General features: G+C 59.0%; 21 protein-coding genes and 1 pseudogene. 6 read left to right on the top strand and 16 right to left on the bottom strand.

Going from position 1 to position 23,947, the window contains the following annotated elements:
- The first annotated feature begins 124 nt into the window (after positions 1-124).
- The 3 genes from purM to AC06G5_RS08060 are packed head-to-tail and all read left to right on the top strand — an operon-like array spanning position 125 to position 2,555.
- The gene (gene purM, locus AC06G5_RS08070; RefSeq protein ID WP_008049708.1) at positions 125-1,183 is read left to right on the top strand and encodes a phosphoribosylformylglycinamidine cyclo-ligase; all 1,059 of its coding nucleotides are present in this window, start codon (positions 125-127) and stop codon (positions 1,181-1,183) included.
- Positions 1,183-1,833, top strand: coding sequence for a phosphoribosylglycinamide formyltransferase (gene purN, locus AC06G5_RS08065; protein WP_057399406.1), 651 nt, complete (start codon positions 1,183-1,185; stop codon positions 1,831-1,833). Before purM ends, purN begins: the two co-directional genes overlap by 1 nt.
- An 8-nt stretch (positions 1,834-1,841) precedes the next feature.
- Positions 1,842-2,555: a DUF3108 domain-containing protein gene (locus tag AC06G5_RS08060; RefSeq protein WP_413425328.1), complete on the top strand. Its 714-nt coding sequence runs from the start codon at positions 1,842-1,844 to the stop codon at positions 2,553-2,555.
- 149 nt (positions 2,556-2,704) lie between these two features.
- Here AC06G5_RS08060 and AC06G5_RS08055 read toward each other — a convergent pair whose 3' ends face one another.
- Both AC06G5_RS08055 and AC06G5_RS08050 read right to left on the bottom strand, forming a co-directional pair.
- Positions 2,705-3,568 (bottom strand): methyl-accepting chemotaxis protein, encoded by an 864-nt coding sequence (locus AC06G5_RS08055; protein ID WP_413425356.1) that lies wholly within the window; start codon positions 3,566-3,568, stop codon positions 2,705-2,707.
- Positions 3,560-4,330, bottom strand: a pseudogene (locus AC06G5_RS08050) (MCP four helix bundle domain-containing protein); the annotation flags it as partial. The gene AC06G5_RS08055 and the pseudogene AC06G5_RS08050, both read right to left, overlap by 9 nt.
- 237 nt (positions 4,331-4,567) lie before the next feature.
- Between AC06G5_RS08050 and AC06G5_RS08045 the strand changes: the two are divergent.
- Together AC06G5_RS08045 and AC06G5_RS08040 are read left to right on the top strand one after the other, a co-directional pair.
- Positions 4,568-4,984: an OsmC family protein gene (locus AC06G5_RS08045; RefSeq protein ID WP_413425330.1), complete on the top strand. Its 417-nt coding sequence runs from the start codon at positions 4,568-4,570 to the stop codon at positions 4,982-4,984.
- Positions 4,985-5,046: 62 nt separating this feature from the next.
- Positions 5,047-5,907, top strand: coding sequence for a pirin family protein (locus AC06G5_RS08040; protein WP_413425332.1), 861 nt, complete (start codon positions 5,047-5,049; stop codon positions 5,905-5,907).
- 121 nt (positions 5,908-6,028) lie between these two features.
- Here AC06G5_RS08040 and AC06G5_RS08035 read toward each other — a convergent pair whose 3' ends face one another.
- From AC06G5_RS08035 to AC06G5_RS08020, 4 genes are all read right to left on the bottom strand, one after another.
- Positions 6,029-6,757, bottom strand: coding sequence for a dienelactone hydrolase family protein (locus tag AC06G5_RS08035; protein WP_413425334.1), 729 nt, complete (start codon positions 6,755-6,757; stop codon positions 6,029-6,031).
- Positions 6,758-6,823: 66 nt separating this feature from the next.
- Complete coding sequence (htpG, locus tag AC06G5_RS08030) at positions 6,824-8,728, bottom strand: molecular chaperone HtpG (protein WP_480459227.1); 1,905 nt, start codon at positions 8,726-8,728, stop codon at positions 6,824-6,826.
- 81 nt (positions 8,729-8,809) lie between these two features.
- The gene (locus tag AC06G5_RS08025; protein WP_413425337.1) at positions 8,810-9,262 is read right to left on the bottom strand and encodes a PaaI family thioesterase; all 453 of its coding nucleotides are present in this window, start codon (positions 9,260-9,262) and stop codon (positions 8,810-8,812) included.
- Positions 9,259-9,735 carry a PaaI family thioesterase gene (locus AC06G5_RS08020; RefSeq protein WP_413425338.1) on the bottom strand — a complete coding sequence of 159 codons (477 nt, stop codon included), beginning with the start codon at positions 9,733-9,735 and terminating at the stop codon, positions 9,259-9,261. The genes AC06G5_RS08025 and AC06G5_RS08020 overlap by 4 nt, the downstream gene beginning before the upstream one ends.
- Before the next feature lie 158 nt (positions 9,736-9,893).
- On the opposite strand from AC06G5_RS08020, the gene AC06G5_RS08015 reads away from it, so the two are divergent.
- Entirely contained in the window at positions 9,894-10,118 is a 225-nt protein-coding gene (locus AC06G5_RS08015) for a hypothetical protein (protein ID WP_480459226.1), read from the top strand.
- Between the two features lie 67 nt (positions 10,119-10,185).
- Here AC06G5_RS08015 and AC06G5_RS08010 read toward each other — a convergent pair whose 3' ends face one another.
- The 10 genes from AC06G5_RS08010 to sdhA all read right to left on the bottom strand — a co-directional run bounded on the left by AC06G5_RS08010 (position 10,186) and on the right by sdhA (position 23,945).
- A complete protein-coding gene (locus AC06G5_RS08010) occupies positions 10,186-10,587 on the bottom strand; it encodes an MAPEG family protein (protein ID WP_413425342.1) in 402 nt (133 codons plus the stop codon).
- Positions 10,587-11,324 (bottom strand): DUF599 domain-containing protein, encoded by a 738-nt coding sequence (locus tag AC06G5_RS08005; protein ID WP_057397979.1) that lies wholly within the window; start codon positions 11,322-11,324, stop codon positions 10,587-10,589. The genes AC06G5_RS08010 and AC06G5_RS08005 overlap by 1 nt, the downstream gene beginning before the upstream one ends.
- Positions 11,325-11,578: 254 nt before the next feature.
- Positions 11,579-12,892 carry a branched-chain amino acid transport system II carrier protein gene (brnQ, locus tag AC06G5_RS08000; RefSeq protein WP_413425346.1) on the bottom strand — a complete coding sequence of 438 codons (1,314 nt, stop codon included), beginning with the start codon at positions 12,890-12,892 and terminating at the stop codon, positions 11,579-11,581.
- A 429-nt stretch (positions 12,893-13,321) separates the two neighbouring features.
- Positions 13,322-14,203 (bottom strand): succinate--CoA ligase subunit alpha, encoded by an 882-nt coding sequence (gene sucD, locus AC06G5_RS07995; protein ID WP_003223019.1) that lies wholly within the window; start codon positions 14,201-14,203, stop codon positions 13,322-13,324.
- Positions 14,203-15,369, bottom strand: a complete 1,167-nt coding sequence (sucC, locus tag AC06G5_RS07990) for an ADP-forming succinate--CoA ligase subunit beta (RefSeq protein ID WP_003223015.1) — start codon at positions 15,367-15,369, stop codon at positions 14,203-14,205. Before sucC ends, sucD begins: the two co-directional genes overlap by 1 nt.
- 196 nt (positions 15,370-15,565) lie before the next feature.
- A complete protein-coding gene (lpdA, locus tag AC06G5_RS07985) occupies positions 15,566-17,002 on the bottom strand; it encodes a dihydrolipoyl dehydrogenase (protein WP_077047447.1) in 1,437 nt (478 codons plus the stop codon).
- A 98-nt stretch (positions 17,003-17,100) separates the two neighbouring features.
- Positions 17,101-18,321: a 2-oxoglutarate dehydrogenase complex dihydrolipoyllysine-residue succinyltransferase gene (odhB, locus tag AC06G5_RS07980; protein ID WP_007977514.1), complete on the bottom strand. Its 1,221-nt coding sequence runs from the start codon at positions 18,319-18,321 to the stop codon at positions 17,101-17,103.
- Positions 18,322-18,363: 42 nt separating this feature from the next.
- Entirely contained in the window at positions 18,364-21,195 is a 2,832-nt protein-coding gene (locus AC06G5_RS07975) for a 2-oxoglutarate dehydrogenase E1 component (RefSeq protein ID WP_413425349.1), read from the bottom strand.
- Positions 21,196-21,456: 261 nt separating this feature from the next.
- Positions 21,457-22,161 (bottom strand): succinate dehydrogenase iron-sulfur subunit, encoded by a 705-nt coding sequence (locus AC06G5_RS07970; protein WP_003223007.1) that lies wholly within the window; start codon positions 22,159-22,161, stop codon positions 21,457-21,459.
- Positions 22,162-22,172: 11 nt separating this feature from the next.
- On the bottom strand, positions 22,173-23,945 hold the full coding sequence (gene sdhA / locus AC06G5_RS07965; RefSeq protein ID WP_413425351.1) for a succinate dehydrogenase flavoprotein subunit: 1,773 nt from the start codon (positions 23,943-23,945) through the stop codon (positions 22,173-22,175).
- Positions 23,946-23,947 lie beyond the last annotated feature (2 nt).

Genomic DNA, 23,947 nt, shown 5'->3' with positions numbered 1-23,947 from the left:
CGCCTTCGCAGACCGGCAACAGCCGGGCACCCTGAAATTCGCGTATGGCCCTCGCCTTCGCCTGTTTGAGCGGTCCCGATGGACTCGGTCGTTACCCAGAAATCCCCCCCTAAAGGCCTGGATCATGAGCAAGCAACCCTCCCTGAGCTACAAGGACGCCGGTGTAGACATCGACGCCGGTGAAGCATTGGTCGAACGCATCAAGAGCGTCGCCAAGCGCACTGCGCGCCCGGAAGTCATGGGCGGCCTGGGCGGTTTCGGCGCCCTCTGCGAAATCCCGGCCGGCTACAAGCAGCCTGTGCTGGTTTCCGGTACTGACGGCGTCGGCACCAAGCTGCGTCTGGCACTGAATCTGAACAAACACGACAGCATCGGCATCGACCTGGTTGCCATGTGCGTCAACGACCTGGTGGTGTGCGGCGCCGAGCCGCTGTTCTTCCTCGACTACTACGCTACCGGCAAACTCAACGTCGACACCGCTGCCCAGGTTGTAACCGGCATCGGCGCTGGCTGCGAACTGTCGGGTTGCTCGCTGGTTGGCGGCGAAACCGCTGAAATGCCGGGCATGTACGAAGGCGAAGACTACGACCTGGCCGGTTTCTGCGTCGGCGTCGTGGAAAAATCCGAAATCATCGACGGCTCCAAGGTTGCCGCCGGCGATGCCCTGCTCGCCCTGCCGTCTTCCGGCCCGCACTCCAACGGCTACTCGCTGATCCGCAAGATCATCGAAGTGTCCGGCGCCGACATCGAAAACACCCAGCTCGACGGCAAGCCGCTGACCGACCTGCTGATGGCTCCGACCCGCATCTATGTGAAGCCGCTGCTCAAGCTGATCAAGGAAACCGGCGCCGTCAAAGCCATGGCCCACATCACCGGTGGCGGCCTGCTGGACAACATCCCGCGCGTGCTGCCAAAAGGCGCACAAGCCGTGGTTGACGTAGCAAGCTGGAACCGCCCGGCCGTGTTCGACTGGCTGCAAGAGAAAGGCAACGTTGACGAGAACGAGATGCACCGCGTGCTGAACTGCGGCGTGGGCATGGTCATCTGCGTGGCTCAAGAGCACGTTGAAGCAGCCCTGAACGTTCTGCGCGAAGCGGGCGAGCAGCCTTGGGTCATCGGCCAGATCTCCACCGCCGCCGAAGGCGCGGCTCAGGTTGAACTAAAGAACCTCAAGGCTCACTGATGCCTAAGACCTGTGATGTCGTGGTGCTGTTGTCCGGCACCGGCAGTAACTTGCAGGCCCTGATCGACAGCACGCGGACCGGCGACAGCCCGGTCCGCATCGCTGCGGTGATTTCCAACCGCGCCGACGCCTACGGCCTGCAACGCGCCAGGGACGCGGGTATCGACACCCGCACCCTGGATCACAAGGCTTTCGAAGGTCGCGAGGCCTTCGATGCCGCACTGATCGAACTGATCGACGCCTTCAATCCCGAACTCGTGGTACTGGCCGGATTCATGCGCATTCTCAGCGCGGGTTTCGTACGCCACTATCAGGGTCGCCTGCTCAATATCCATCCCTCGCTGCTACCCAAATACAAAGGGTTACACACTCATCAGCGCGCGCTGGAGGCTGGCGACGCCGAGCATGGCTGCTCCGTGCACTTCGTCACCGAGGAACTCGATGGCGGACCACTGGTCGTACAGGCTGTAATACCGGTAGAGTTACAGGATTCGCCGCAGAGTCTGGCGCAGCGGGTCCATGTTCAGGAACACCTGATCTACCCGATGGCCGTACGCTGGTTTGCCGAAGGCCGTCTAGCCCTCGGCGAGCAAGGTGCTTTACTGGATGGACAGTTACTCGCGGCCAGCGGCCACTTGATTCGAAACTAGGAGATTTTATGCGTCGCGCCCTGCTCTTCGCTTGCGCTCTGCTCGCCTTGCCCTTCGCCCAGGCGGCAGACCTTCAACCCTTCTCCGCCAGCTACACCGCCGACTGGAAACAGCTGCCCATGAGCGGCACTGCCGAACGCAGCCTGGAAAAAACCAGCGACGGCAAATGGAAACTGAGTTTCAAGGCGTCGATGATGATCGCCAGCCTGACCGAAGAAAGCACCCTGACCCTGGACAAGGACACCCTGCTGCCGCAGTCGTACCACTTCGAACGTGGTGGTCTGGGCAAGGCGAAAAAGGCTGATCTGGACTTCGACTGGAACGCCAAGATGGTCACCGGCACCGATCGTGGCGATCCGGTCAAGGTTCCACTGAACCGCGGCATGGTCGACAAGTCGACCTATCAACTGGCACTGCAGCACGACGTGGCCGCCGGCAAAAAGACCATGAGCTATCAGGTGGTCGATGGCGGTGAAGTCGACACCTATGATTTCCGCGTGCTCGGCACGGAAAAAGTCGACACCAAGGCCGGTCAGATCGAAGCGATCAAGGTTGAGCGCGTGCGCGACCCGACACAAAGCAAACGCATCACCGTGATGTGGTTCGCCAAGGACTGGGATTACCTGCTGGTCCGCCTGCAACAGGTCGAAACCGACGGCAAGGAGTACAACATCATGCTCCTGGACGGCACGGTCAACGGCAAGGCTGTCAAAGGCAGCTGATCCGGACCGATATGTAGGAGCGAGCTTGCTCGCGATGGACTCAAGAGCGCTGTGTTTAGTCAGTAAACACGCGCCATCGTTAACGACCATCGCGAGCAAGCTCGCTCCTACAGAATCCTTGACTGAACAGTATTACGCTCGCCTGTCATTCAGACCGAAAACCGCGCCACCAGCGTATTCAGGTCTACCGCCAACCGCGACAATTCCTGACTCGCCGCGCTGGTCTGGTTCGCTCCGGCCGAGCTCTGTTGCGCCAGGTCACGGATATTCATCAAGTTGCGGTCCACCTCCCGCGCCACCGCCGCCTGTTCCTCCGAGGCACTGGCGATCACGATATTGCGCTCATTGATCACGGTGAATGCCGAGGCGATATCTTCCAGGGCCACGCCCGCCGCTTTCGCTGCCTCCAGCGTCGAGCGCGCCCGGGTGTTGCTCTGCTGCATGGAGCTGACAGCCAGATCGGTGCCCTGCTGGATACCGGTAATCATCTGCTCGATTTCCCGGGTCGATTGCTGGGTGCGATGCGCCAGGGCCCGCACCTCATCGGCCACTACCGCAAACCCGCGCCCGGCCTCCCCGGCCCGCGCGGCTTCGATTGCCGCGTTCAGCGCCAACAGATTGGTCTGCTCCGCAATCGCGCGAATCACGTCCAGCACCGTAGTGATGCCATACACCTTCTGCGCCAGGTCTTCGACCTGAGTGACGTTGGTGGTGACATCTTCAGCCAGCGACTCGATCGACAGTACTGTCTGATGCACTTGTTCGCGACCATGCTGGGCAATGCGGTCGGACTCGCGCGAGGCCTGCGACGTTGCGGCGGCATTGCTCGCCACTTCTTCCACGGCCGCGGTCATCTGGTTGACCGCCGTGGCCGCCTGTTCGATCTCCAGGCTCTGCTGATGCAGGCCACGGGTGGCGTCTTCCGTGACGCTACTGAGCTCCTCCGAAGCCGAGGCCAATTGACTGGATGAATCGGATATACGCTGGATGGTTTCACGCAAACTCTGTTGCATGCTCTTGAGCGCGTGCAGCAGCCGCGCGGGCTCATCCTTGCCGGTAATGCTGATAGCTGCAGTGAGGTCGCCGCCGGCGACCACCTCGGCCACTTTCAACGACTGTGACAGCGGCAACACGATACTGCGTGTCAACAGCAGTGCCAGGCCAATGGTGATCAGCGCGGTCACACCGATCATTACCCCGACCCAGACCCGCGACTGGTTGAACACCAGGCGTCCCGCTGCAGTCGCCAGATTGGCGTTGTGCTTGTTGAGTTCGACCAACTCCCTGAGGGTGACCGTGATCTCATCGGCCAGCGGGTTCATCTCGCCATTGAGAATGGCCGCGGCCTCTTCCACCCGTCCCTGGGTAGCCTGGGCCATCACCTGACTCTGGAACTGCAGATATTTACCCTCGGCAGCCTTGAAGCGATCGAACAACACGCGATCTTCAGGCAGCACGATCAACTTGTCATAACGTTGCTTGGCATCGTCGAGAACACTTTTGAGTTCGTTGATTTTGTTGACGTTCTGCGCCTGTGCCTGTGGCTCGCGATTGATCAGCAGACGCATGGTCAGCGCCCGCAGTCGCAACATGTCCTGACTCATATCACCGACCGCCATCACACTGGGCAGCCAGTTGTCATCGACCTGATCGGACTGCGCCCGCATATTCGACATTTGCAGCAGAGCGAACACCCCCAAGCCAAACACCATCAACGCCAACAGGCCAAAACCGAGACTCGCGCGTGGCGCAATATTGAGACTTCTGATACTCATTCCCCTGGTTCCTTCCAAAAGCGCTGCATCAGGCAGCTGGTTCTTTAGACGGTATCGGACTGTTGAAAATTTGCGTAAGACGAAAAAGTGATATCAAAACACCATTACTGCTACGGTAACGATTCAGCGAAAAGACCCACCCGTACAAGAAAACCGGAACGCACATCCGGCACCATGCTCTATACCTTCAAGGTCTTTTTTGATCGAATAAATGTCCCGTTGCTTACGAGGTTTCCCATGACCGTTACTGTCAACACCGTCTGCGCCGAAGGTTTCCGTCACAGCGTGCAAATCGATGACCATGAACTCTTTGCCGATGTGCCGACCACCGCAGGCGGCGAAGGCTCGGCGCCCGAGCCACACGATTACTTCGACGCTGCACTCGGCGCGTGCAAGGCCCTGACCTTGAAGCTGTATGCGAAGAAAAAAGACATCCCGTTGACCGGTGTCGGCGTCGAGGTCAAACGCGACAACAGTGAAGAACAGAAAGGCAAGTACGCCCTGCACGTCAAGCTGACCCTCAAGGGCGTGCTCACCGACGCCCAACGCGAGGAACTGCACCGCGTGGCCGATCGCTGCCCGATCCACAAGCTGATGACCACGACTGAAGTCAGCATCGAAACGCACTTGTCCGAAGGCGCGTTCAGCCAATAGCGGCAAGGGCTGCGCAAGCGGGTTATGCTCGACCGCATCACCCGCTCAGTCTGGAATGCACCATGAACACTCCGCTCGTGATCCGCCCCCGCACCGAAGATGTCGAAGGCCAGCCGATTCTCCGCCCGCTGCCATCCGCCAAGTGCCGCAGCGTCGGACCATTCGTGTTTTTTGATCACATGCTGGAAACCCGTTATCCGCGGGGCAAAGGCATGAACATCCGCCAGCACCCGCACATCGGCCTGTCGACCCTCACCTACTTGTTCCAGGGGCAGATCCAGCACAAGGACAGCCTCGGTTCCGATCAGGTTGTCGATACCGGCGATGTCAGCTGGATGACGGCCGGCAGCGCCATCGCCCACGTCGAACGCACGCCTGAGGCCCTTAAAGAAAGCGGCTTCACGATGCACGGCTTGCAGATCTGGCTGGCTTCGCCCAAGGACAAAGAACAGGGCCCAGGGCATTACAGCCACCATCCGGCGTCCACATTGCCGGTCAGCGAAAACCTGGGGGTGAAGATTCGCATGATTGCCGGGTCAGGCTTTTGCCTGGAATCGCCGGTACCGGTGCTTTCTCCTACGCTGTACGCAGAATTGCACCTGCAAACGGCGACGTCCTTGCTGATTCCCACCGAACATGAAGAACGTGCGCTGTATGTGTTGAGCGGCGAGGTGCAACTGGAGGGCGAGCTGCTGGAGCCCTACACGCTAGTGGTGCTGCCGGCCGGGGAAGAGATGACGCTGTTCGCCGAGAGCGACTGTCATGCCGTGCTGTTTGGCGGAGCGCCACTGGACGGGCCACGGCGGATCAACTGGAATTTTGTCGCGAGCGATCCAGCTGCTATCGATGAAGCGCGCCGGCGCTGGGCGGCGGGGGATTGGCCGACGGTGCCGGGGGAAGTTGAGCGGATCGAACTGCCTTAAAATTTTCGGCGCCAGTTATACCGCCATCGCGGGCAAGCCCGCTCCCACAGGGGAACAGCATTCCAATGTGGGAGCGGGCTTGCTCGCGAAGAGGCCGGCACTCACACCGACCAAATCATGGTCAGCCCTTGAACACTTCATCCAGCAAGTTATGCATCGACGTGAATGCCCGTGCGGCAATCTTCGCGTCATACATCATCATGCCCGGCACCTTGGCGTGCGGGTCGGTGAACGAGTGGAACGCACCGCCGTAGCTCAGCAATTGCCAGTCCACACCGGCCGCGTTCATTTCATCTTCGAACGCTGGCAACTGCTCCTTCGGCACCAGTGGATCGGAGGCACCGTGCAACACCAGCACCTTGCCCTTGATGTTTTTCGCATCGGCCGGATTCGGCGTGTCCAGCGTGCCGTGGAACGACACCGCGGCCTTCACCGGCGCGCCGGTACGGGCAAATTCCAGGGCGCAGCAACCACCGAAGCAGAAACCGTAGGTTGCCAGTTTCGACGTATCGACCGCCGCTTCGCCCTGCTTTTGCAATTGTTCGAACGCTGCCTGCATACGCTTGCGCAGCAATGCCCGGTCGTTCTTCAGCGGCATCATCGCCGCGCCCGCCTCATCGTTGTTCGTTGGACGAACCGACTGGCCGTAAAGGTCCGCAACCAGCACCACGTAGCCCTTGGCCGCCACCGATTTGGCGATCTCTTCGGCTCCGGCACCGACGCCCATCCAGTTCGGCGCCATCAACAATCCCGGACGCGGGCCTTTATGGTCGGCATCAAAGGCCAGGCGGCTTTCGTAAGCCTGGCCGTCAATCTGATAAGCAACGGAACGTACAGTGATTTGGCTCATGTCTGACTCCTGATTTTGAACACCAGAATGAAAAAACCCGCCGAAGCGGGTTTTTATACAACGTTGTTAAGCCGACAGCTCAACCAGCAACTTGTTCAGGCGACGCACATAGGCCGCCGGATCTTTCAAGCTGTCGCCAGCCGCCAGGGCTGCCTGATCGAAGAGGATGTGCGACAGGTCGCCGAAGCGCTCGTCGCTCTGCTCGTTGTCGAGCTTCTCGATCAGCGGGTGAGCCGGGTTGAACTCGAAGATCGGCTTCGAATCCGGCACCTTCTGGCCACTGGCTTCGAGGATCTGACGCATCTGCAGGCCCAGGTCCCGCTCGCCGATGGCGAGGATCGCCGGGGAGTCGGTCAGGCGGTGGGAAACCCGCACTTCGGCAACGGACTCGCCCAATGCAGTCTTCAGACGCTCGACCAGACCTTCCTTGGACTTGGCGACTTCTTCCGCGGCCTTTTTGTCCTCTTCCGAGTCCAGGTTGCCCAGGTCCAGGTCACCGCGCGCCACGTCGACGAAGCTCTTGCCGTCGAAGTCGCTGAGGTAGCTCATCAGCCACTCGTCGATGCGGTCGGTCAACAGCAGCACTTCGATGCCTTTCTTGCGGAAGACTTCCAGGTGCGGGCTGTTCTTGACCTGCGCGTAGGTTTCGCCGGTCAGGTAGTAGATCTTGTCCTGACCTTCCTTGGCGCGCGCCAGGTACTCGGCCAGGCCGACAACCTGTTCGCCATCGTCGCCAGTGGTCGATGCGAAACGCAGCAGACCGGCGATTTTTTCCTTGTTGGCAAAATCTTCTGCCGGGCCTTCTTTCATGACCTGACCGAAGTTTTTCCAGAAGCCCTTGTATTGCTCTGGCTCGTTCTTCGCCAGTTTTTCCAGCATGTCCAGGACGCGCTTGGTCAGCGCCGACTTCATGGAATCGATGATCGGGTCTTTCTGCAGGATTTCCCGCGACACGTTCAGCGACAGGTCGTTGGAATCGACCACGCCTTTGATGAAGCGCAGGTACAGCGGCAGGAAGGACTCGGCCTGATCCATGACGAACACGCGCTGCACGTACAGCTTCAGGCCTTTTGGCGCTTCACGCTGGTACAGGTCAAACGGCGCACGGCTCGGCACGTACAGCAGCGAGCTGTACTCCAGCTTGCCTTCGACCTTGTTGTGGCTCCAGCTCAGCGGGTTTTCGAAGTCGTGGGCGATGTGCTTGTAGAACTCCTGGTATTCCTCGTCCTTGATCTCGGTACGCGGACGGGTCCACAGGGCGCTGGCGCGGTTGACGGTTTCCCACTCGACGGCCGGTTTCTCTTCGCCTTCAGCGGCTGCCACTTCTTTCGGCAACTCGATCGGCAAGGCGATATGGTCGGAGTACTTCTTGATGATATTGCGCAGACGCCAGCCATCGGCGAACTCGTCTTCACCGGATTTCAGGTGCAGGACGATGCGGGTACCGCGCTCGGCCTTGTCGATGGTCGCGACTTCGAAATTGCCTTCGCCCCTGGACGACCAGTGCACGCCTTCGCTGGCGGCGCTGCCGGCACGACGGCTGAACACGTCGACTTTGTCGGCGACGATGAATGCGGAGTAGAAACCGACACCGAACTGGCCGATCAGGTGCGAATCTTTCTTCTGGTCGCCGGTCAGGTGCTTCATGAAATCGGCGGTGCCGGACTTGGCGATGGTGCCCAGGTGGGTGATCGCATCCTCGCGGCTCATGCCGATACCGTTGTCTTCGAGGGTGACGGTTTTAGCGTCCTTGTCGAAGCTCACGCGGATTTTCAGTTCGGCACCACCTTCCAGCAGCTCTGGCTTGGCCAGGGCTTCGAAACGTAATTTGTCGACAGCGTCAGAGGCGTTCGAGATCAATTCGCGAAGGAAAATTTCCTTGTTGGAATACAGCGAATGGATCATGAGATGCAGCAGTTGCTTCACCTCGGTCTGGAAGCCCAGGGTTTCCTTTTGAGTTTCCACACTCATGGTCATCAAACTCCAATCAGATGGCATAAGCCGCGACCTTGAGGGTCAGCGGCGGGTTGTTCTCAGAGTTTGGGGCTGAGTTCAGGATTTCAAGGGCTCCTCGAGTTTGAAATGTGCACGGGCCGTGGCAATGGGTTCGGCCTCGGTGCTTTGCCAGGCGGTAATCGCCACGTTGGCAACCCGGCGGCCCTGGCGGCAAACCTGGCATCGGGCCCAGGTATCGCGAAACTGCCCGGCACGCAGGTAATCCAGGGAGAAGTCGATGATCTTCGGTACCCCGGGCGTTCCGGTAAACACCAGCAAGTGCAGCGCAGCGGCCAATTCCATGAAACCGGCGATCACACCGCCGTGAATCGCCGGCAACAAAGGGTTACCAATGTTGTCCTTGTTCGCTGGCAGCTTGAACAGCAACTCATCTCCCACCCTTGAGCATTCGACGCCGATAAGCCGGGCATAAGGAATCAGATCCAGCAGCGAGGCGTAATCGCCCTGCTCGTGGGCCTTTTGCAATTGCTCCTTCAGAGACTCGCTCATTGCGCACCTCCGGCAACCGCGCCAGCAAAGCCCTTGGTACCTTTGATGCCCTTGCCCATGCGCATGAAAGTGCCTACCACATGGGCAATGGGTTGCCCGGGGTCATCCTGATAGGCGAAGCCACGGGCAAAAATCACGTCGGTGGTTACCCGATAGCACTGGGCAAAGCCGTAGACATTCTTATGCGGCTCGGCAGCGTGCATATAGTCGATGCGCAGGTCGAGGGTCGGGCAGACTTCGAACTCCGGGAGCACGCAGAGTGTCGCCATGCCACAGGCCGTGTCCATCAACGAAGTCAGCGCCCCGCCATGAATCACGCCGGTTTCGGGATTACCGACGATCTGCGGGCTGTACGGCAGCACAATCGTCAGCCCCTCGCTGCTGGCGCTGTGAACGCTTAGTCCAAGTACCTGACAATGTCGCAGCGCCGACAGAAAGCGCATCGCACGCTCAAAAACGGGGTTTTCAGCCATTTTATTAAAACTCTTGTTGATGTTCGTAGAGTGCGGTGGAGGTTCGGGTAAAAGTTCCGCACTAGAGCAAACTTATATATCTGAAAGAATTAAGGAACTTAACCCTGATGCGTGGGCTCTTAAGGCCAGTAGATGCTTTTCATCAGGAGAAACACCCCATGCGTAAGACTTTAGCTATTGCCTTGATGTTGACCGCTTCCCTCGGTCTCGCTGCCTGCGGCAAAAAAACCGAGGACAAAGCTCAAGATGCTAACCAAAATGCTGAGCAAGCCCAGCAAAAAATGAACGACGCGGCGAAAGAGGCTGCTCCGGCTGCTCCGACCGCTCCAGCCGCTCCAGCCGCTCCAGCCGCTCCGGCCGCTCCGGAAGCGCCTAAGAACTAATCCGGTTTTTAGCGTGACAAAAGAAAACCCGCCAAGTGCGGGTTTTCTTTTGTCTTCAAAAAAGCGGTTAGAGCAAAATCGTCCGAAAAGTCGGACTAATTATCAGCAACAGCGAACAGATTAATCCCACCAGCCAAACCATACTGCGTTGCCAGGCCAGGTCCTTCCAGTAACACACCAGGTAAATAACCCGCGAAACCACAAAGATGATCGCCAGACAGTCGATCAGCCATCCCGCCGTCTGCGTGGTATGCGCCATCAACACACCCACCGCGAATAACATGAACGCTTCGAAACTATTCTGATGCGCGGCTACTGCCCGGGCACCCAGGCCTGTGAGTTGCAACTGCTGTTGGCGCGGCAGGTGGTTATCGTAGCCGCCCTGCTCTTTCATGGCGCTGGTAACGGGGATTCGCGCCAGGTAGATCAACACGGCACTGATAAACACGCACCAGAATGGAATACTCATCAAGCAGCCTCTTTGATTACCTCCGGCAACGGCGCCTCTGTAGGGGTATAGACCATCACGTCGAGAACGTCGGAATGAAACTCGCGGCGGTACAACACAAACACGACGCCGGCACTCATCAACATGAATAACCATGGGCTGACAAACCAGGCCAGCATGGTCATGCCGAAGTAGTAGGAACGCAGCCCGAAGTTGAACTGGTTGGCAGCCATGGAGATGACGCGGGCCGCGCGGGAGGCAAACGCCTTGCGCTCTTGCTCCGACACATGGCGCTCGCCGGCCATCGGTGCCGACCCCACCAGTACCGCCGCAAAGTTGTATTGGCGCATGCACCAGCTGAACGTGAAGAACGCATAGACAAACACCAGCGCCAGGCACAGCAACTTGATTTCCGACATGCCCTGGGACGCCTGTTGCACCATCGGGATATCTGCCAGCAACGATACCGCCCGCTCCGAAGCCCCCAACACGGTGAGAATACCGGCCAGGATAATCAATGTACTGGAGGCGAAGAACGAAGCATTGCGCTCCAGATTGCCGATCACGCTGGCATCGGCGATGCGGTTGTCACGCAGCAGCATGCGGCGCATCCAGTCCTCACGATACAGGTGCAGCACACTGGCCAGGCATGCAGTGTCACGGCCTTTCCAGGTGGCATAACGGGTGTACCCGCCCCAGCAGGTAACGAACCAGATGGCGGCAAGAATGTGGATCAGGTTGGCTTGGATGAACGACATGCAGGTCCTTGTGATGTAAGGGCGAAATACCGAAAACCTGTGGGAGCGGGCTTGCTCGCGAAAGCGGAGTGTCAGTCGACATCCATGTTGAATGATAAACCGCATTCGCGAGCAAGCCCGCTCCCACAAAGTGCTTCGACGTTAGCTTAAGGAAAAAGACACTGCCTCACGCCCATAAAAAATGCCCCGTATCGATTGAGACGGGGCATTTCCGTTTCTGCTCGAAACCCGCTTGTGGCGGGCCGTGGAGCGACTTAAGCCAAGGCTTCTTCGCGCTTGCCCAGCAGACGATCAAAGACAACTGCGACGACCAGTGTCATCACCGATGGCACCAGCCAGGCCAGGCCCTGCTCGCTCAGCGGCAGGTGGGCCAATTGCGTCGGCATCCAGTCCGCCAGACCTGCACCCTTCAGGGCGTCGATCAGGCCGAAGAGGAACGATACCAGCATGACCGGACCGACAATGCGACCTTGTTCGTGCCAGAAGTCCTTGCAGAAGCTCAGGGCCACCAGGGCGATGCACGGCGGGTAGATCGCGGTCAGTACCGGGATCGAGAACGCAATCAGCTTGGTCAGGCCCAGGTTGGACACCAGCAGGGAGAATGCAGCCAGGATGATGACCAGCGTCTTGTAGGACAGTGGCAGCACTCGGCTGAAGTATTCGGCGCAGGCACAGGTCAGGCCGACCGCGGTCACCAGGCACGCCAGCGAAATCAACACAGCGAGGAAACCACTGCCCAGCGAACCGAAGGTGTGCTGCACGTAAGCATGCAGTACCGCCGCACCGTTGGTAGCGCCTGCGGCCACTTCATGGCTGCCCGAACCGAGACGGAACAGGCTGACATACACCAGCGCCAGGCCCACACCGGCAATCAGACCGGCGATGATCGCATAGCGGGTGATCAGTGCTGGCGACTCAACGCCACGGGAACGGATGGCGTTGACGATGACGATGCCGAACACCAGGGCGCCCAGGGTATCCATGGTCAGGTAACCATTGATGAAGCCCTGGGAAAACGGCGCCGCCACATATTCAGGGGTTGCCTGGCCAATGTCACCGGCCGGCAGGGCGAATGCGGCAATGCCCAGCACCGCCAGGGCGATGATCTTCAGCGGAGCGAGGAAGCGCCCTACGGTATCCAGCAGACGGCCCGGATACAGCGAGATGAAGAACACCAGCAGGAAGTACACCGAGCTGTACAGGAACAATGCCAGCGGGCTCTCGCCGGTCAGCGGCGCCAGACCCACTTCGAACGATACCGTCGCGGTACGTGGCGTTGCGAACAGCGGGCCCACGGCCAGGTAGCACGCCGCCGCCAACAGGCCGCCGGCGATTTTACCGATCGGGCTGCTCAACGCATCCATTGCACCACCGACCTTGGCCAGGGCCACAACGGTGATCACCGGCAGACCGACCGCGGTGACCAGGAAACCCAGCGCCGCCATCCAGACATTAGGTCCGGACTGCAAACCGACGATAGGGGGGAAGATGATATTGCCGGCCCCGACGAACAGGGCAAACGTCATAAAACCAAGTGCCAGGATGTCCTGGCCTTTCAACACTTTCATTAAGGAAATACCACACTACTGAATCGGAATTTAGAGAGGGATTTCCCTATGGGTGAGGGAAATGCTGTCAGTCCGTATAAGACCGACCCTTTTAGCGCGTTGCCGCCTTGTGGGCCGCGGACGCAAAAATGGCGCGTAGATTAACGAATTTGGCCGATAAACGCACTGTTAGAGGGCGAACTATCCGATCTACGACATTTGCGTGTCGCATTTTCGCATGTAAATGGTTGGCGCCTGTAAGTCCGTCTTCGCGAGCAAGCCCGCTCCCACAGTTGACCGGGTCGTTCGCAAAAATTGCATACGGCACAACTCCCTGTGGGAGCGGGCTTGCCCGCGAAGGGGCCGGTCCTGACACCGCATGACCTCGAAAACGACAAAGGCCACCCGAAGGTGGCCTTTGTTTGGTGAAGCGTCAGCCAAGCACGAGGCTTACTTGACAGCCCAACCAGTCAGCTCGGCCAGGGCCTTGCCGATGTCTGCCAGCGAACGCACGGTTTTAACACCTGCGTCTTGCAGAGCAGCGAATTTCTCGTCTGCAGTGCCTTTGCCGCCAGAGATGATTGCGCCAGCATGGCCCATGCGCTTGCCCGGAGGAGCAGTCACACCAGCGATGTAGGAAACAACCGGCTTGGTCACGTGTGCCTTGATGTAGGCAGCCGCTTCTTCTTCAGCCGAACCGCCGATCTCGCCGATCATCACGATCGCTTCGGTCTTCGGGTCTTCCTGGAACAGCTTCAGGATGTCGATGAAGTTCGAACCCGGGATCGGGTCACCACCGATGCCGACGCAAGTCGACTGACCGAAACCGGCGTCAGTAGTCTGCTTCACAGCTTCGTAGGTCAGGGTGCCGGAACGGGAAACGATACCGACCTTGCCTGGCAAGTGAATGTGACCTGGCATGATGCCGATCTTGCATTCGCCTGGAGTGATTACGCCTGGGCAGTTAGGGCCGATCAGGGTAACACCCAGCTCGTCGCACTTAACTTTAGCGTCCAGCATGTCCAGGGTAGGAATGCCTTCGGTGATGCACACGATCAGCTTGATGCCGCCGAAGGCAGCTTCCAGGATCGAGTCTTTGCAGAAAGGAGCCGGAACGTAGATCACGCTGGCGGTGGCGCCAGTGGCAGCTACGGCGTCTTTCACGGTGTTGAACACTGGCAGGCCCAGGTGCTCGGTGCCGCCTTTGCCTGGAGTTACACCACCAACCATCTTGGTGCCGTACTCGATGGCTTGCTGGGTGTGGAAACTACCTTGCGAACCGGTAATACCCTGGCAGATAACTTTGGTGTCTTTATTGATCAGGACGCTCATTATTTGCCCTCCGCAGCTTTGACAACTTGTTGAGCAGCGTCGGTCAGGCTGGTAGCAGCGATGATGTTCAAACCGCTTTCTGCCAGTACTTTAGCGCCCAGCTCAGCGTTGTTGCCTTCAAGGCGAACAACAACCGGGATTTTCACGCCGACTTCTTTCACTGCACCGATGATGCCTTCGGCAATCATGTCGCAACGAACGATGCCGCCGAAGATGTTGACCAGTACTGCAGCGACGTTAGTGTCGGACAGGATGATCTTGAACGCTTCGGTAACGCGTTCTTTGGTAGCGCCGCCGCCCACGTCGAGGAAGTTGGCTGGCTTGCCGCCATGCAGGTTGACGATGTCCATGGTACCCATGGCCAGGCCAGCACCGTTGACCATGCAACCGATGTTGCCTTCCAGCGCTACGTAGTTCAGTTCGAACTTGGCAGCGTGCGCTTCGCGCGGATCGTCTTGCGACGGATCGTGGAAAGTCTTCAGCTTAGGCTGACGGTACATGGCGTTGGCGTCGATGTTGATCTTGGCGTCCAGGCAGTGCAGATCGCCGTCAGCCTTGATCACCAGCGGGTTCACTTCCAGCAGGGCCAGATCGTGATCCTGGAACAGTTTGGCCAGACCTACGAAGATCTTGGCGAACTGGGCAACTTGCTTGCCTTCCAGACCCAGCTGGAATGCCAGCTCGCGACCCTGGAATGGCTGAGCGCCAACCAGTGGGTCGATAGTGGCTTTCAGAATTTTTTCTGGAGTGTCGTGAGCGATTTTCTCGATGTCCACGCCACCTTCGGTGGAAGCCATGAACACGATACGACGGCTCGAACGGTCAACGACAGCGCCCAGGTACAGCTCTTTAGCGATATCAGTGCACGATTCAACCAGGATCTTGGTGACTGGCTGACCGTTGGCGTCAGTCTGGTAAGTCACCAGACGCTTGCCCAGCCACTGCTGTGCGAAGGCTTTGGCGTCTTCTTTGTTGCGAACCAGCTTGACGCCGCCCGCTTTACCGCGACCACCGGCGTGGACCTGGGCTTTGACAACCCACTCGCTGCCGCCGATTTTGTCGCAAGCTTCTGCTGCTGCTTCCGGGGTGTCTACCGCGTAACCGGTGGAAACTGGCAGGCCGTATTCAGCGAACAGCTGCTTACCCTGATACTCGTGAAGATTCATGCTTATTACCGTCTTCGTTAGGTACTGCGCATTCGGTGCTGCACTCATTCAAGTGCCGCACCACCTGTGACTGCTGCTTGCATAGCCTTTCCGGATACCCGGTGCAGCTATGCAAGACTGCGTCCAGCGGATATTCCGCGGTGAGTCTTGCATGCAAGGCTCACGACGGGCCATTCCGCCGTGGTTTCTTATTGTCTTAACGCTTCTTGCGGTTGGCGATGTGGATGGCGCCGCCATTCACTGCCAAAGCAGCTTCGTGCAAGGCTTCAGACAGGGTCGGATGGGAGAAAACCATCATGCCCAGGTCTTCAGCGCTGGTGCCGAACTCCATACCGATCGCGCCCTGCTGAACCAGTTCTGCAGCGCTTGGGCCAATCACGTGGACGCCCAGAACGCGGTCTGTCTTGGCATCTGCGATGACCTTGACGAAACCACCGGTGTCGTTGGCAGCCATGGCACGGCCAGAGGCTGCGAACGGGAAGGTGCCGACGTTAACTTCAACGCCTTCAGCTTTCAAGGCCTGCTCGGTTTTACCAACCCATGCGATTTCCGGGTGAGTATAAATAACCGAAGGAATAAGATCATAGTTCATCTGGGCCTTGTGGCCCTTGATGCGCTCGACGACCATGATGCCCTCTTCCGAGGCCTTGTGCGCCAGCATCATGCCGCGAACCACGTCGCCGATGGCGTAGACGCCCGGTACGGTGGTGGCGCAGTGATCGTCAACGTGCACGAAACCGCGCTCGTCCAGGGTCACGCCGCAGTCGGCAGCCAGCAGATCAGTGGTCACCGGACGGCGACCAACGGCTACGATCAGCTTGTCGAACGTGATGTTCTGTTCGCCGTTGGCATCGGTGTAGTTCACAACGACTTCGTCGCCGTTCACTTTGGAACCGGTTACGCGAGCGCCCAGCTTGATGTCCAGACCCTGCTTGGTCAGGGTTTTCAGCGCTTCCTTGGAAACAGCGGTGTCCGCTGCCATCAGGAAGGTGTCCAGGGCTTCCAGGACAGTCACTTCTGCACCCAGACGCGACCAGACCGAACCCAGTTCCAGACCGATCACGCCAGCGCCGATCACGCCCAGACGCTTGGGTACCGATTGGAATTCCAGGGCGCCGGTGGAGTCGACGATCACATTCTGGTCAACCGGAGCTGGCGGAATGTCGATCGGACGCGAACCTGGAGCCAGGATGACGTTTTCGGCTTCGATGACTTCAACCGAGCCGTCTGGCTTGGTGACTTCGACTTTCTTGCCGGCCAGCAGCTTGCCATGACCCTGGATGGAGGTCACACCGTTGGCTTTGAACAGGGTCGCAACGCCAGAGGTCAGGCCTTTGACGATGTTGGCTTTACGGCCGACCATCGCGGGCACGTCCATGGTCACGCCAGCGTGATTGATACCGTGGATCGCGAAACCGTCCTGGGCCTCGTGGAATTTCCACGAGCTGTCCAGCAGGGCCTTGGATGGAATGCAGCCGACGTTCAGGCAAGTACCGCCCAGAGCCAGTTTGCCTTCCTTGTCGGTGTACTTCTCGATGCAGGCAGTGGAGAGACCCAACTGCGCGGCCTTGATGGCAGCGACGTAACCGCCAGGGCCCGCACCAATCACTACTACGTCAAATTTCTGCGACATTCAAAAAATCCTCTTTAGCGAAAAGCTTCAAGCCGCGAGCGACAAGCCAGGCTGCGGGTTTTCCGACAGCCTGGGCTTGCAGCTCATGGCTGCTTCTATCAGATATCCAGCAACAGACGAGCCGGATCTTCCAGCAGGTTCTTGATGGTCACCAGGAAGGTCACAGCTTCTTTGCCATCGATCAGACGGTGATCGTAGGACAGTGCCAGGTACATCATCGGACGGATAACGACCTGACCGTTGATGGCCATAGGACGCTGGATGATGTTGTGCATGCCCAGGATGGCTGCTTGTGGCGGGTTGACGATCGGGGTCGACATCATCGAACCGAAAGTACCGCCGTTGGTGATGGTGAAAGTACCACCGGTCATTTCGTCCATCGACAGTTTGCCGTCGCGGGCTTTCTTGCCGAAGGTGGCGATGCCGCCTTCGATTTCAGCCAGGCTCATCAGTTCGGCGTTACGCAGGACCGGTACAACCAGGCCGCGATCGCTGGAAACTGCAACGCCGACGTCAGCGTAGCCGTGGTAAACGATGTCGCCGCCGTCGATCGAGGCGTTGACAGCCGGGAAGCGTTTCAGCGCTTCGGTGGCTGCTTTCACGAAGAACGACATGAAGCCCAGGCGTACGCCATTGTGGGACTTCTCGAACAGATCCTTGTACTTCGAACGCAGCGCCATGACTTCGGTCATGTCGACTTCGTTGAAAGTGGTCAGCATCGCCATGTTCGACTGAGCTTCAACCAGACGCTTGGCCACGGTGGCGCGAACGCGGGTCATCGGTACGCGCTTCTCGATGCGGTCGCCAGCGGCGAACACAGGAGCAGCGGCAGCCGGAGCGGCAGCCTTGGCAGGTGCTGCAGCAGGAGCGGCTTTCTTGGCTTCGACAGCGGCAACCACGTCTTCCTTGGTTACACGACCGTCTTTGCCGGTGCCTTTGACGGACGCCAGGTTGATGCCGTTTTCTTCGGCCAGCTTGCGAGCGGCTGGAGCTGCGATAGCGTCTTCGTCAGCGCCGGCAGCTGGAGCTGCGGCAGCAGCGGCCGGAGCAGCAGCGGCAGCCGGAGCGGCAGCAGCAGCGCCGCCTTCAACGATGGAGCCGAGGACTTCGTCGGACAGAACGGTGTCGCCTTCGTTCTTGACGATTGCGCCCAGCACGCCGTCAGCGGTAGCCAGCACTTCCAGCACGACTTTGTCGGTTTCGATGTCGACGATCAGTTCGTCGCGCTTGACCGCGTCGCCCGGTTGTTTGTGCCAGGTGGCAACGGTGCCATCGGCAACCGATTCCGGGAAAGTGGGGGCTTTGATCTCGATAGCCATTATCTGTGGTTCCTTAAATTCGGTTTCAGGTGCGCGAAGGCGTTAAACAGTAAAGGCGTCTTGCAGCAGTTGTTCCTGCTGCTCGGCGTGCATCGATGCGTAACCGCATGCAGGTGCAGCAGAAGCCTCACGGCCCGCGTACTCGAGTACGAGAGACTTGTTGAGGTTGGCGACGCTGCGACGCAAGTGGTGTTGGCTGCAGTACCAGGCACCCTGGTTCATCGGCTCTTCCTGGCACCAGACGGCATGCTTGGCGTTGGTGTAAGGAGCCAGGACTTCTTTCAAGTCGTCCTCAGGGAACGGGTACAGCTGCTCGATACGCACGATGGCGATGTCGTCACGGCCTTCGGCACGGCGTTTTTCCAGCAGGTCGTAGTAGACCTTGCCGCTACACAGAACAACGCGCTCGACCTTTTTCGGGTCCAGGGCATCGATTTCCGGAATAACGGTCTGGAACGAACCTTCGGCCAGATCTTCCAGCGTCGAGATGGCCAGCTTGTGGCGCAGCAGCGACTTCGGAGTCAGGACTACCAGTGGCTTGCGCAGCGGGCGAATCACCTGACGGCGCAGCAAGTGGTAGATCTGAGCCGGCGTCGTCGGCATGCACACCTGAATGTTGTGCTCGGCGCACAGCTGCAGGTAACGCTCCAGACGAGCCGAGGAGTGCTCCGGACCCTGACCTTCATAACCGTGCGGCAGCAGCATGGTCAGACCGCACAGACGGCCCCACTTGTGCTCGCCACTGGTGATGAACTGGTCGATAACTACCTGGGCGCCGTTGGCGAAGTCGCCGAACTGGGCTTCCCAGATAACCAGGGCATTCGGCGTGGTGGTCGAGTAACCGTACTCGAACGCCAATACCGCTTCTTCGGACAGGAACGAGTCGTACAGGTCAAAACGCGGCTGACCGTCGTACAGGTTCTGCAGCGGGATGTAGGTACCCGCGTCTTTCTGGTTGTGCAGGACAGCATGGCGGTGCGAGAACGTACCGCGGCCGATGTCCTGGCCAGTCATGCGGATCGGGTGACCTTCGAACGCCAGGGTCGCGTACGCCATGGTTTCGGCGTAACCCCAGTTGATCGGCAGGCCGCCGGCTTGCATCTTCTGGCGGTCTTCGTAGATCTTGGCAACCTGGCGCTGAACCACGAAGCCTTCCGGGATCTCCAGCAGCTTGGCGGACAGCTCCTGCAAGGTCTTGAGGTCGAAGCGAGTGTCGTGACGCGCGGTCCAGGCGTGGCCCAGATATGGACGCCAGTCCACGAACAACTCTTTGTTCGGCTCCTTGACCAGGCTTTTCACCACGTGCAGACCGTTGTCCAGCGCGTTGCGGTATTCGTCGACTTTCGCCTGAACACGCTCTGCGTCCAGCACACCGCCCTGGGTCAGACGATCGGCATACAGCTCACGGGTGGTGCGCTGCTTGGTGATCTGCTGATACATCAGAGGCTGGGTGCCGCTTGGCTCGTCGGCCTCGTTGTGGCCGCGACGACGGTAGCAGACCAGGTCGATCACCACGTCACGCTTGAATTGCATGCGGTAGTCGATGGCCAGCTGGGTCACGAACAATACGGCTTCCGGATCATCACCATTCACATGGAGGATCGGCGCCTGGATCATTTTCGCAACGTCGGTCGCGTACTCGGTGGAACGCGAGTCCAGCGGGTTGCTGATGGTGAAACCGACCTGGTTGTTGATCACGATGTGCACGGTACCGCCGGTCTTGAAACCGCGGGTCTGCGACATCTGGAAGGTTTCCATGACCACGCCCTGACCTGCGAATGCAGCGTCACCGTGGATGGAGATCGGCAGAACCTTCTCGCCGGTCGGGTCGTTACGACGATCCTGACGGGCGCGAACCGAACCCTCGACCACCGGGGATACGATTTCCAGGTGGGACGGGTTGAACGCCATGGCCAGGTGAACTTCACCGCCGGTGGTCATCACGTTGGACGAGAAGCCCTGGTGGTATTTCACGTCACCGGAACCCAGCTCGACCTTCTTCTTGCCTTCGAACTCGTCGAACAGCTCGCGCGGGTTCTTGCCGAAGGTGTTGACCAGCACGTTCAGACGGCCACGGTGGGCCATGCCGATGACGATTTCCTTGGTGCCGTAGGAACCGGAACGCTGGATCAGCTCGTCGAGCATCGGAATCAGGCTCTCGCCGCCTTCCAGACCGAAACGCTTGGTGCCCGGGTATTTGGTGCCCAGGTATTTTTCCAGGCCTTCGCCGGCGGTCACGCGCTCGAGCAGGTGGCTCTTGATGTCGGCGGAGTACGTCGGACGACCGCGCACGCTTTCCAGACGCTGCTGGAACCACTGGCGCTGCTCGGAATCGGTGATATGCGTGAATTCAGCGCCGATGGTGCGGCAATATGTCTGCTGCAACGCTTCGTGAATTTCGCGTAGGCTCGCTTCCTCTTTGCCGATGAACAGGTCGCCGGCACGGAAGGTCGTATCAAGATCGGCATTGGTCAAGCCGTAATGATTGATCGACAGGTCTGCAGGTGCAGGACGCTGCCACAGCCCCAGCGGGTCAAGCTGGGCTGCCTGGTGGCCACGCATACGGTAGGCCTGGATCAATCGCAGCACTTCAACTTGCTTCTTCTCGTGCTCACTGCTCACGCTGCCGGCGGAAACCGGTTGGGCGCGGCGCTGGTTCTTTGCCAGCAAGACGAAATGATCGCGAATTGTGGAGTGCGAAACATCGGTGGCAGAGTTGCCGTCGGCAGGCAACTTCTGGAAGTAGGTGCGCCACTCTTCTGGCACAGCGTTAGGGTCGTGCAGGTAGAGCTCGTAAAGCTCTTCCACATAGGCAGCGTTACTACCGGATAGGTAGGCACTGTTCCACATGCGCTGCATCACGCTTTCTTGCATGCTTGGTCACCCTCGGTTAGGGGAACACCATCGGTGTCGACACCGAGCAAACTTGCAGAAGTCCGAATGCAGCGACCAAAACAAGCCACTAGGATCACACTGATAGTCCGGGTACCAGCCCGGATGCCCCTGCTTGTCTCATTTCTTCAAAATAAGAGCCGCAGCCTTTTAAGCTGCTGCTCAGGTTAAAACTACGGCGCCGGTTGAAGCCTGCGCCGCAGCATCTACGGGTACAGCGGTTCTACGGGTACAGCAGCTGAATCACACGCCGCTCGAGAGCAACATGTTACGGATGTGACCGATGGCCTTAGTCGGGTTCAGGCCTTTCGGACATACGTTGACGCAGTTCATGATCCCGCGGCAGCGGAATACGCTGAACGGGTCATCCAGCGAAGCCAGACGCTCGGACGTCTTGGTGTCACGGCTGTCTGCCAGGAAGCGGTACGCTTGCAGCAGGGCAGCTGGGCCCAGGAATTTGTCCGGGTTCCACCAGAAGGACGGGCAGGAAGTCGAGCAGCAAGCGCACAGGATGCACTCGTACAGACCGTCCAGCTTTTCACGCTCTTCAGGGGACTGCAGACGCTCGATGGCCGGAGCCGGCGTGTCGTTCTGCAGGTATGGCTTAACCTTCTCGTATTGCTTGTAGAAGATGCTCATATCGACGACCAGGTCACGGATAACCGGCAAACCTGGCAGAGGACGAACGATCAACTTGTTACCTTTTACGACAGCAGACAGCGGCGTGATGCACGCCAGACCGTTTTTGCCGTTGATGTTCATGCCGTCGGAACCGCAAACACCTTCACGGCAAGAGCGACGATAGGAGAAACCTTCGTCCTGCTCTTTGATCAGGGCCAGCACATCCAGCACCATCAGGTCCTTACCACCGGTATCGACCTGGAATTCCTGCATGAACGGCGCTGCGTCCTGATCAGGGTTGTAGCGATAAACACTGACTTGCAACATGGCGGTCACCCTTAATAAGTCCGGACTTTAGGTTCGAAAGTCGGAACAGTCTTCGGCGAGAAGTTCACGGCACGCTTGGTGACGCGCTTGTCACCCGGGAAGTACAGGGTGTGGCACAGCCAGTTTTCGTCGTCACGGTCTTCGAAGTCTTCACGGGCGTGAGCACCACGGGACTCCTTGCGAACTTCAGCGGCGATAGCGGTAGCTTCGGCCACTTCCAGCAGGTTTTGCAGTTCCAGCGCTTCGATACGTGCAGTGTTGAACGCCTGCGACTTATCGTTGATCTTCACGTTGGCGATACGGGTACGCAGCTCAGCCAGCTGAGCGATACCTTTCTGCATGTATTCGCCGGTACGGAATACACCGAAGTAGTTCTGCATGCAGCTTTGCAGCTCGCGACGCAGGGTAGCGACGTCTTCGCCGTCGGTACGGTTGTTCAGTGCGTTCAGGCGCGACAGGGCCGCTTCGATATCGGCTTCGGTGGCGTCATCGTATTCGATGCCGTCGGTCAGAGCCTTCTCCAGGTGCAGGCCGGCAGCGCGGCCGAATACCACCAGGTCGAGCAACGAGTTGCCGCCCAGACGGTTGGCGCCGTGTACCGATACGCAAGCCACTTCACCTACCGCGAACAGACCAGGAATGATCTTGTCCACGCCTTCGGCGTCCTGGGTGATCGCCTGGCCATGAATGTTGGTGGCAACGCCGCCCATCATATAGTGGCAAGTCGGAACAACCGGAACCGGAGCGACAACCGGGTCAACGTGCGCGAAAGTCTTCGACAGTTCGCAGATGCCTGGCAGACGGCTGTGCAGCACTTCCTCGCCCAGGTGGTCGAGCTTGAGCATCACGTGGTCGCCGTTCGGACCGCAACCGTTACCGGCGATGATCTCTTTAACCATCGAACGGGCAACAACGTCACGACCAGCAAGGTCCTTGGCGTTCGGAGCATAACGCTCCATGAAACGCTCGCCGTGCTTGTTGATCAGGTATCCACCTTCACCACGGCAACCTTCTGTAACCAATACACCAGCGCCGGCGATGCCGGTCGGGTGGAACTGCCACATTTCAATGTCTTGTACCGGCACACCGGCACGCAGCGCCATGCCAACGCCGTCACCGGTGTTGATCAGGGCGTTGGTGGTCGAAGCGTAGATACGGCCTGCACCGCCGGTCGCCAGCACGGTGGCTTTCGCGCGGATGTAGGTGGTTTCACCGGTTTCGATGCAGATCGCGATCACACCGACGAACTCGCCTTCGCCGTTCTTCACCAGATCGACAGCGTAGTACTCGTTCAGGAACACGGTACCGGCTTTCAGGTTGCCCTGATAAAGGGTGTGCAGCAGCGCGTGACCGGTACGGTCGGAAGCGGCGCAAGTACGGGCAGCCTGCCCGCCTTTACCGTAATCCTTCGACTGACCGCCGAATGGACGCTGGTAGATACGACCTTGCTCGGTACGCGAGAAAGGCATGCCCATGTGGTCCAGCTCGTAAACGGCAGCCGGGCCTTCCTGACACATGTATTCGATAGCGTCCTGGTCACCGATGTAGTCGGAACCCTTGACGGTATCGTACATGTGCCAGCGCCAGTCATCGTTCGGGTCGGCAGACGCGATTGCGCAGGTGATGCCGCCTTGAGCGGACACAGTGTGCGAGCGGGTCGGGAAAACCTTGGTGATCACGGCAGTCTTGTGACCGCCCTGTGCCAGTTGCAGCGCTGCGCGCATGCCGGCACCGCCACCACCAATAATGATGGCGTCGAAAGAAATCGTTGGAATGTTAGCCATGA

It is taken from the genome of Pseudomonas sp. WT-JTC (assembly GCF_056711565.1).
Note: the sequence above shows the minus strand (reverse complement) of the source record. Positions and strands in the feature narration are given on the sequence as shown.

Bases quoted from the DNA above. Each gene is read 5' to 3' on its own strand.
- AC06G5_RS08060 (WP_413425328.1), top strand. From the start codon at position 1,842: ATGCGTCGCGCCCTGCTCTTCGCTTGCGCTCTGCTCGCCTTGCCCTTC.
- AC06G5_RS07975 (WP_413425349.1), bottom strand. From the start codon at position 21,195: ATGCAAGAAAGCGTGATGCAGCGCATGTGGAACAGTGCCTACCTATCC.
- AC06G5_RS08015 (WP_480459226.1), top strand. From the start codon at position 9,894: ATGCGTAAGACTTTAGCTATTGCCTTGATGTTGACCGCTTCCCTCGGT.
- AC06G5_RS07970 (WP_003223007.1), bottom strand. From the start codon at position 22,161: ATGTTGCAAGTCAGTGTTTATCGCTACAACCCTGATCAGGACGCAGCG.
- AC06G5_RS08045 (WP_413425330.1), top strand. From the start codon at position 4,568: ATGACCGTTACTGTCAACACCGTCTGCGCCGAAGGTTTCCGTCACAGC.
- purM (WP_008049708.1), top strand. From the start codon at position 125: ATGAGCAAGCAACCCTCCCTGAGCTACAAGGACGCCGGTGTAGACATC.
- AC06G5_RS08025 (WP_413425337.1), bottom strand. From the start codon at position 9,262: ATGAGCGAGTCTCTGAAGGAGCAATTGCAAAAGGCCCACGAGCAGGGC.
- AC06G5_RS08035 (WP_413425334.1), bottom strand. From the start codon at position 6,757: ATGAGCCAAATCACTGTACGTTCCGTTGCTTATCAGATTGACGGCCAG.
- AC06G5_RS08040 (WP_413425332.1), top strand. From the start codon at position 5,047: ATGAACACTCCGCTCGTGATCCGCCCCCGCACCGAAGATGTCGAAGGC.
- htpG (WP_480459227.1), bottom strand. From the start codon at position 8,728: ATGAGTGTGGAAACTCAAAAGGAAACCCTGGGCTTCCAGACCGAGGTG.
- AC06G5_RS08055 (WP_413425356.1), bottom strand. From the start codon at position 3,568: ATGCAACAGAGTTTGCGTGAAACCATCCAGCGTATATCCGATTCATCC.
- odhB (WP_007977514.1), bottom strand. From the start codon at position 18,321: ATGGCTATCGAGATCAAAGCCCCCACTTTCCCGGAATCGGTTGCCGAT.
- lpdA (WP_077047447.1), bottom strand. From the start codon at position 17,002: ATGTCGCAGAAATTTGACGTAGTAGTGATTGGTGCGGGCCCTGGCGGT.
- sucD (WP_003223019.1), bottom strand. From the start codon at position 14,203: ATGAGCGTCCTGATCAATAAAGACACCAAAGTTATCTGCCAGGGTATT.
- brnQ (WP_413425346.1), bottom strand. From the start codon at position 12,892: ATGAAAGTGTTGAAAGGCCAGGACATCCTGGCACTTGGTTTTATGACG.
- AC06G5_RS08005 (WP_057397979.1), bottom strand. From the start codon at position 11,324: ATGTCGTTCATCCAAGCCAACCTGATCCACATTCTTGCCGCCATCTGG.
- AC06G5_RS08020 (WP_413425338.1), bottom strand. From the start codon at position 9,735: ATGGCTGAAAACCCCGTTTTTGAGCGTGCGATGCGCTTTCTGTCGGCG.
- purN (WP_057399406.1), top strand. From the start codon at position 1,183: ATGCCTAAGACCTGTGATGTCGTGGTGCTGTTGTCCGGCACCGGCAGT.
- AC06G5_RS08010 (WP_413425342.1), bottom strand. From the start codon at position 10,587: ATGAGTATTCCATTCTGGTGCGTGTTTATCAGTGCCGTGTTGATCTAC.
- sdhA (WP_413425351.1), bottom strand. From the start codon at position 23,945: ATGGCTAACATTCCAACGATTTCTTTCGACGCCATCATTATTGGTGGT.
- sucC (WP_003223015.1), bottom strand. From the start codon at position 15,369: ATGAATCTTCACGAGTATCAGGGTAAGCAGCTGTTCGCTGAATACGGC.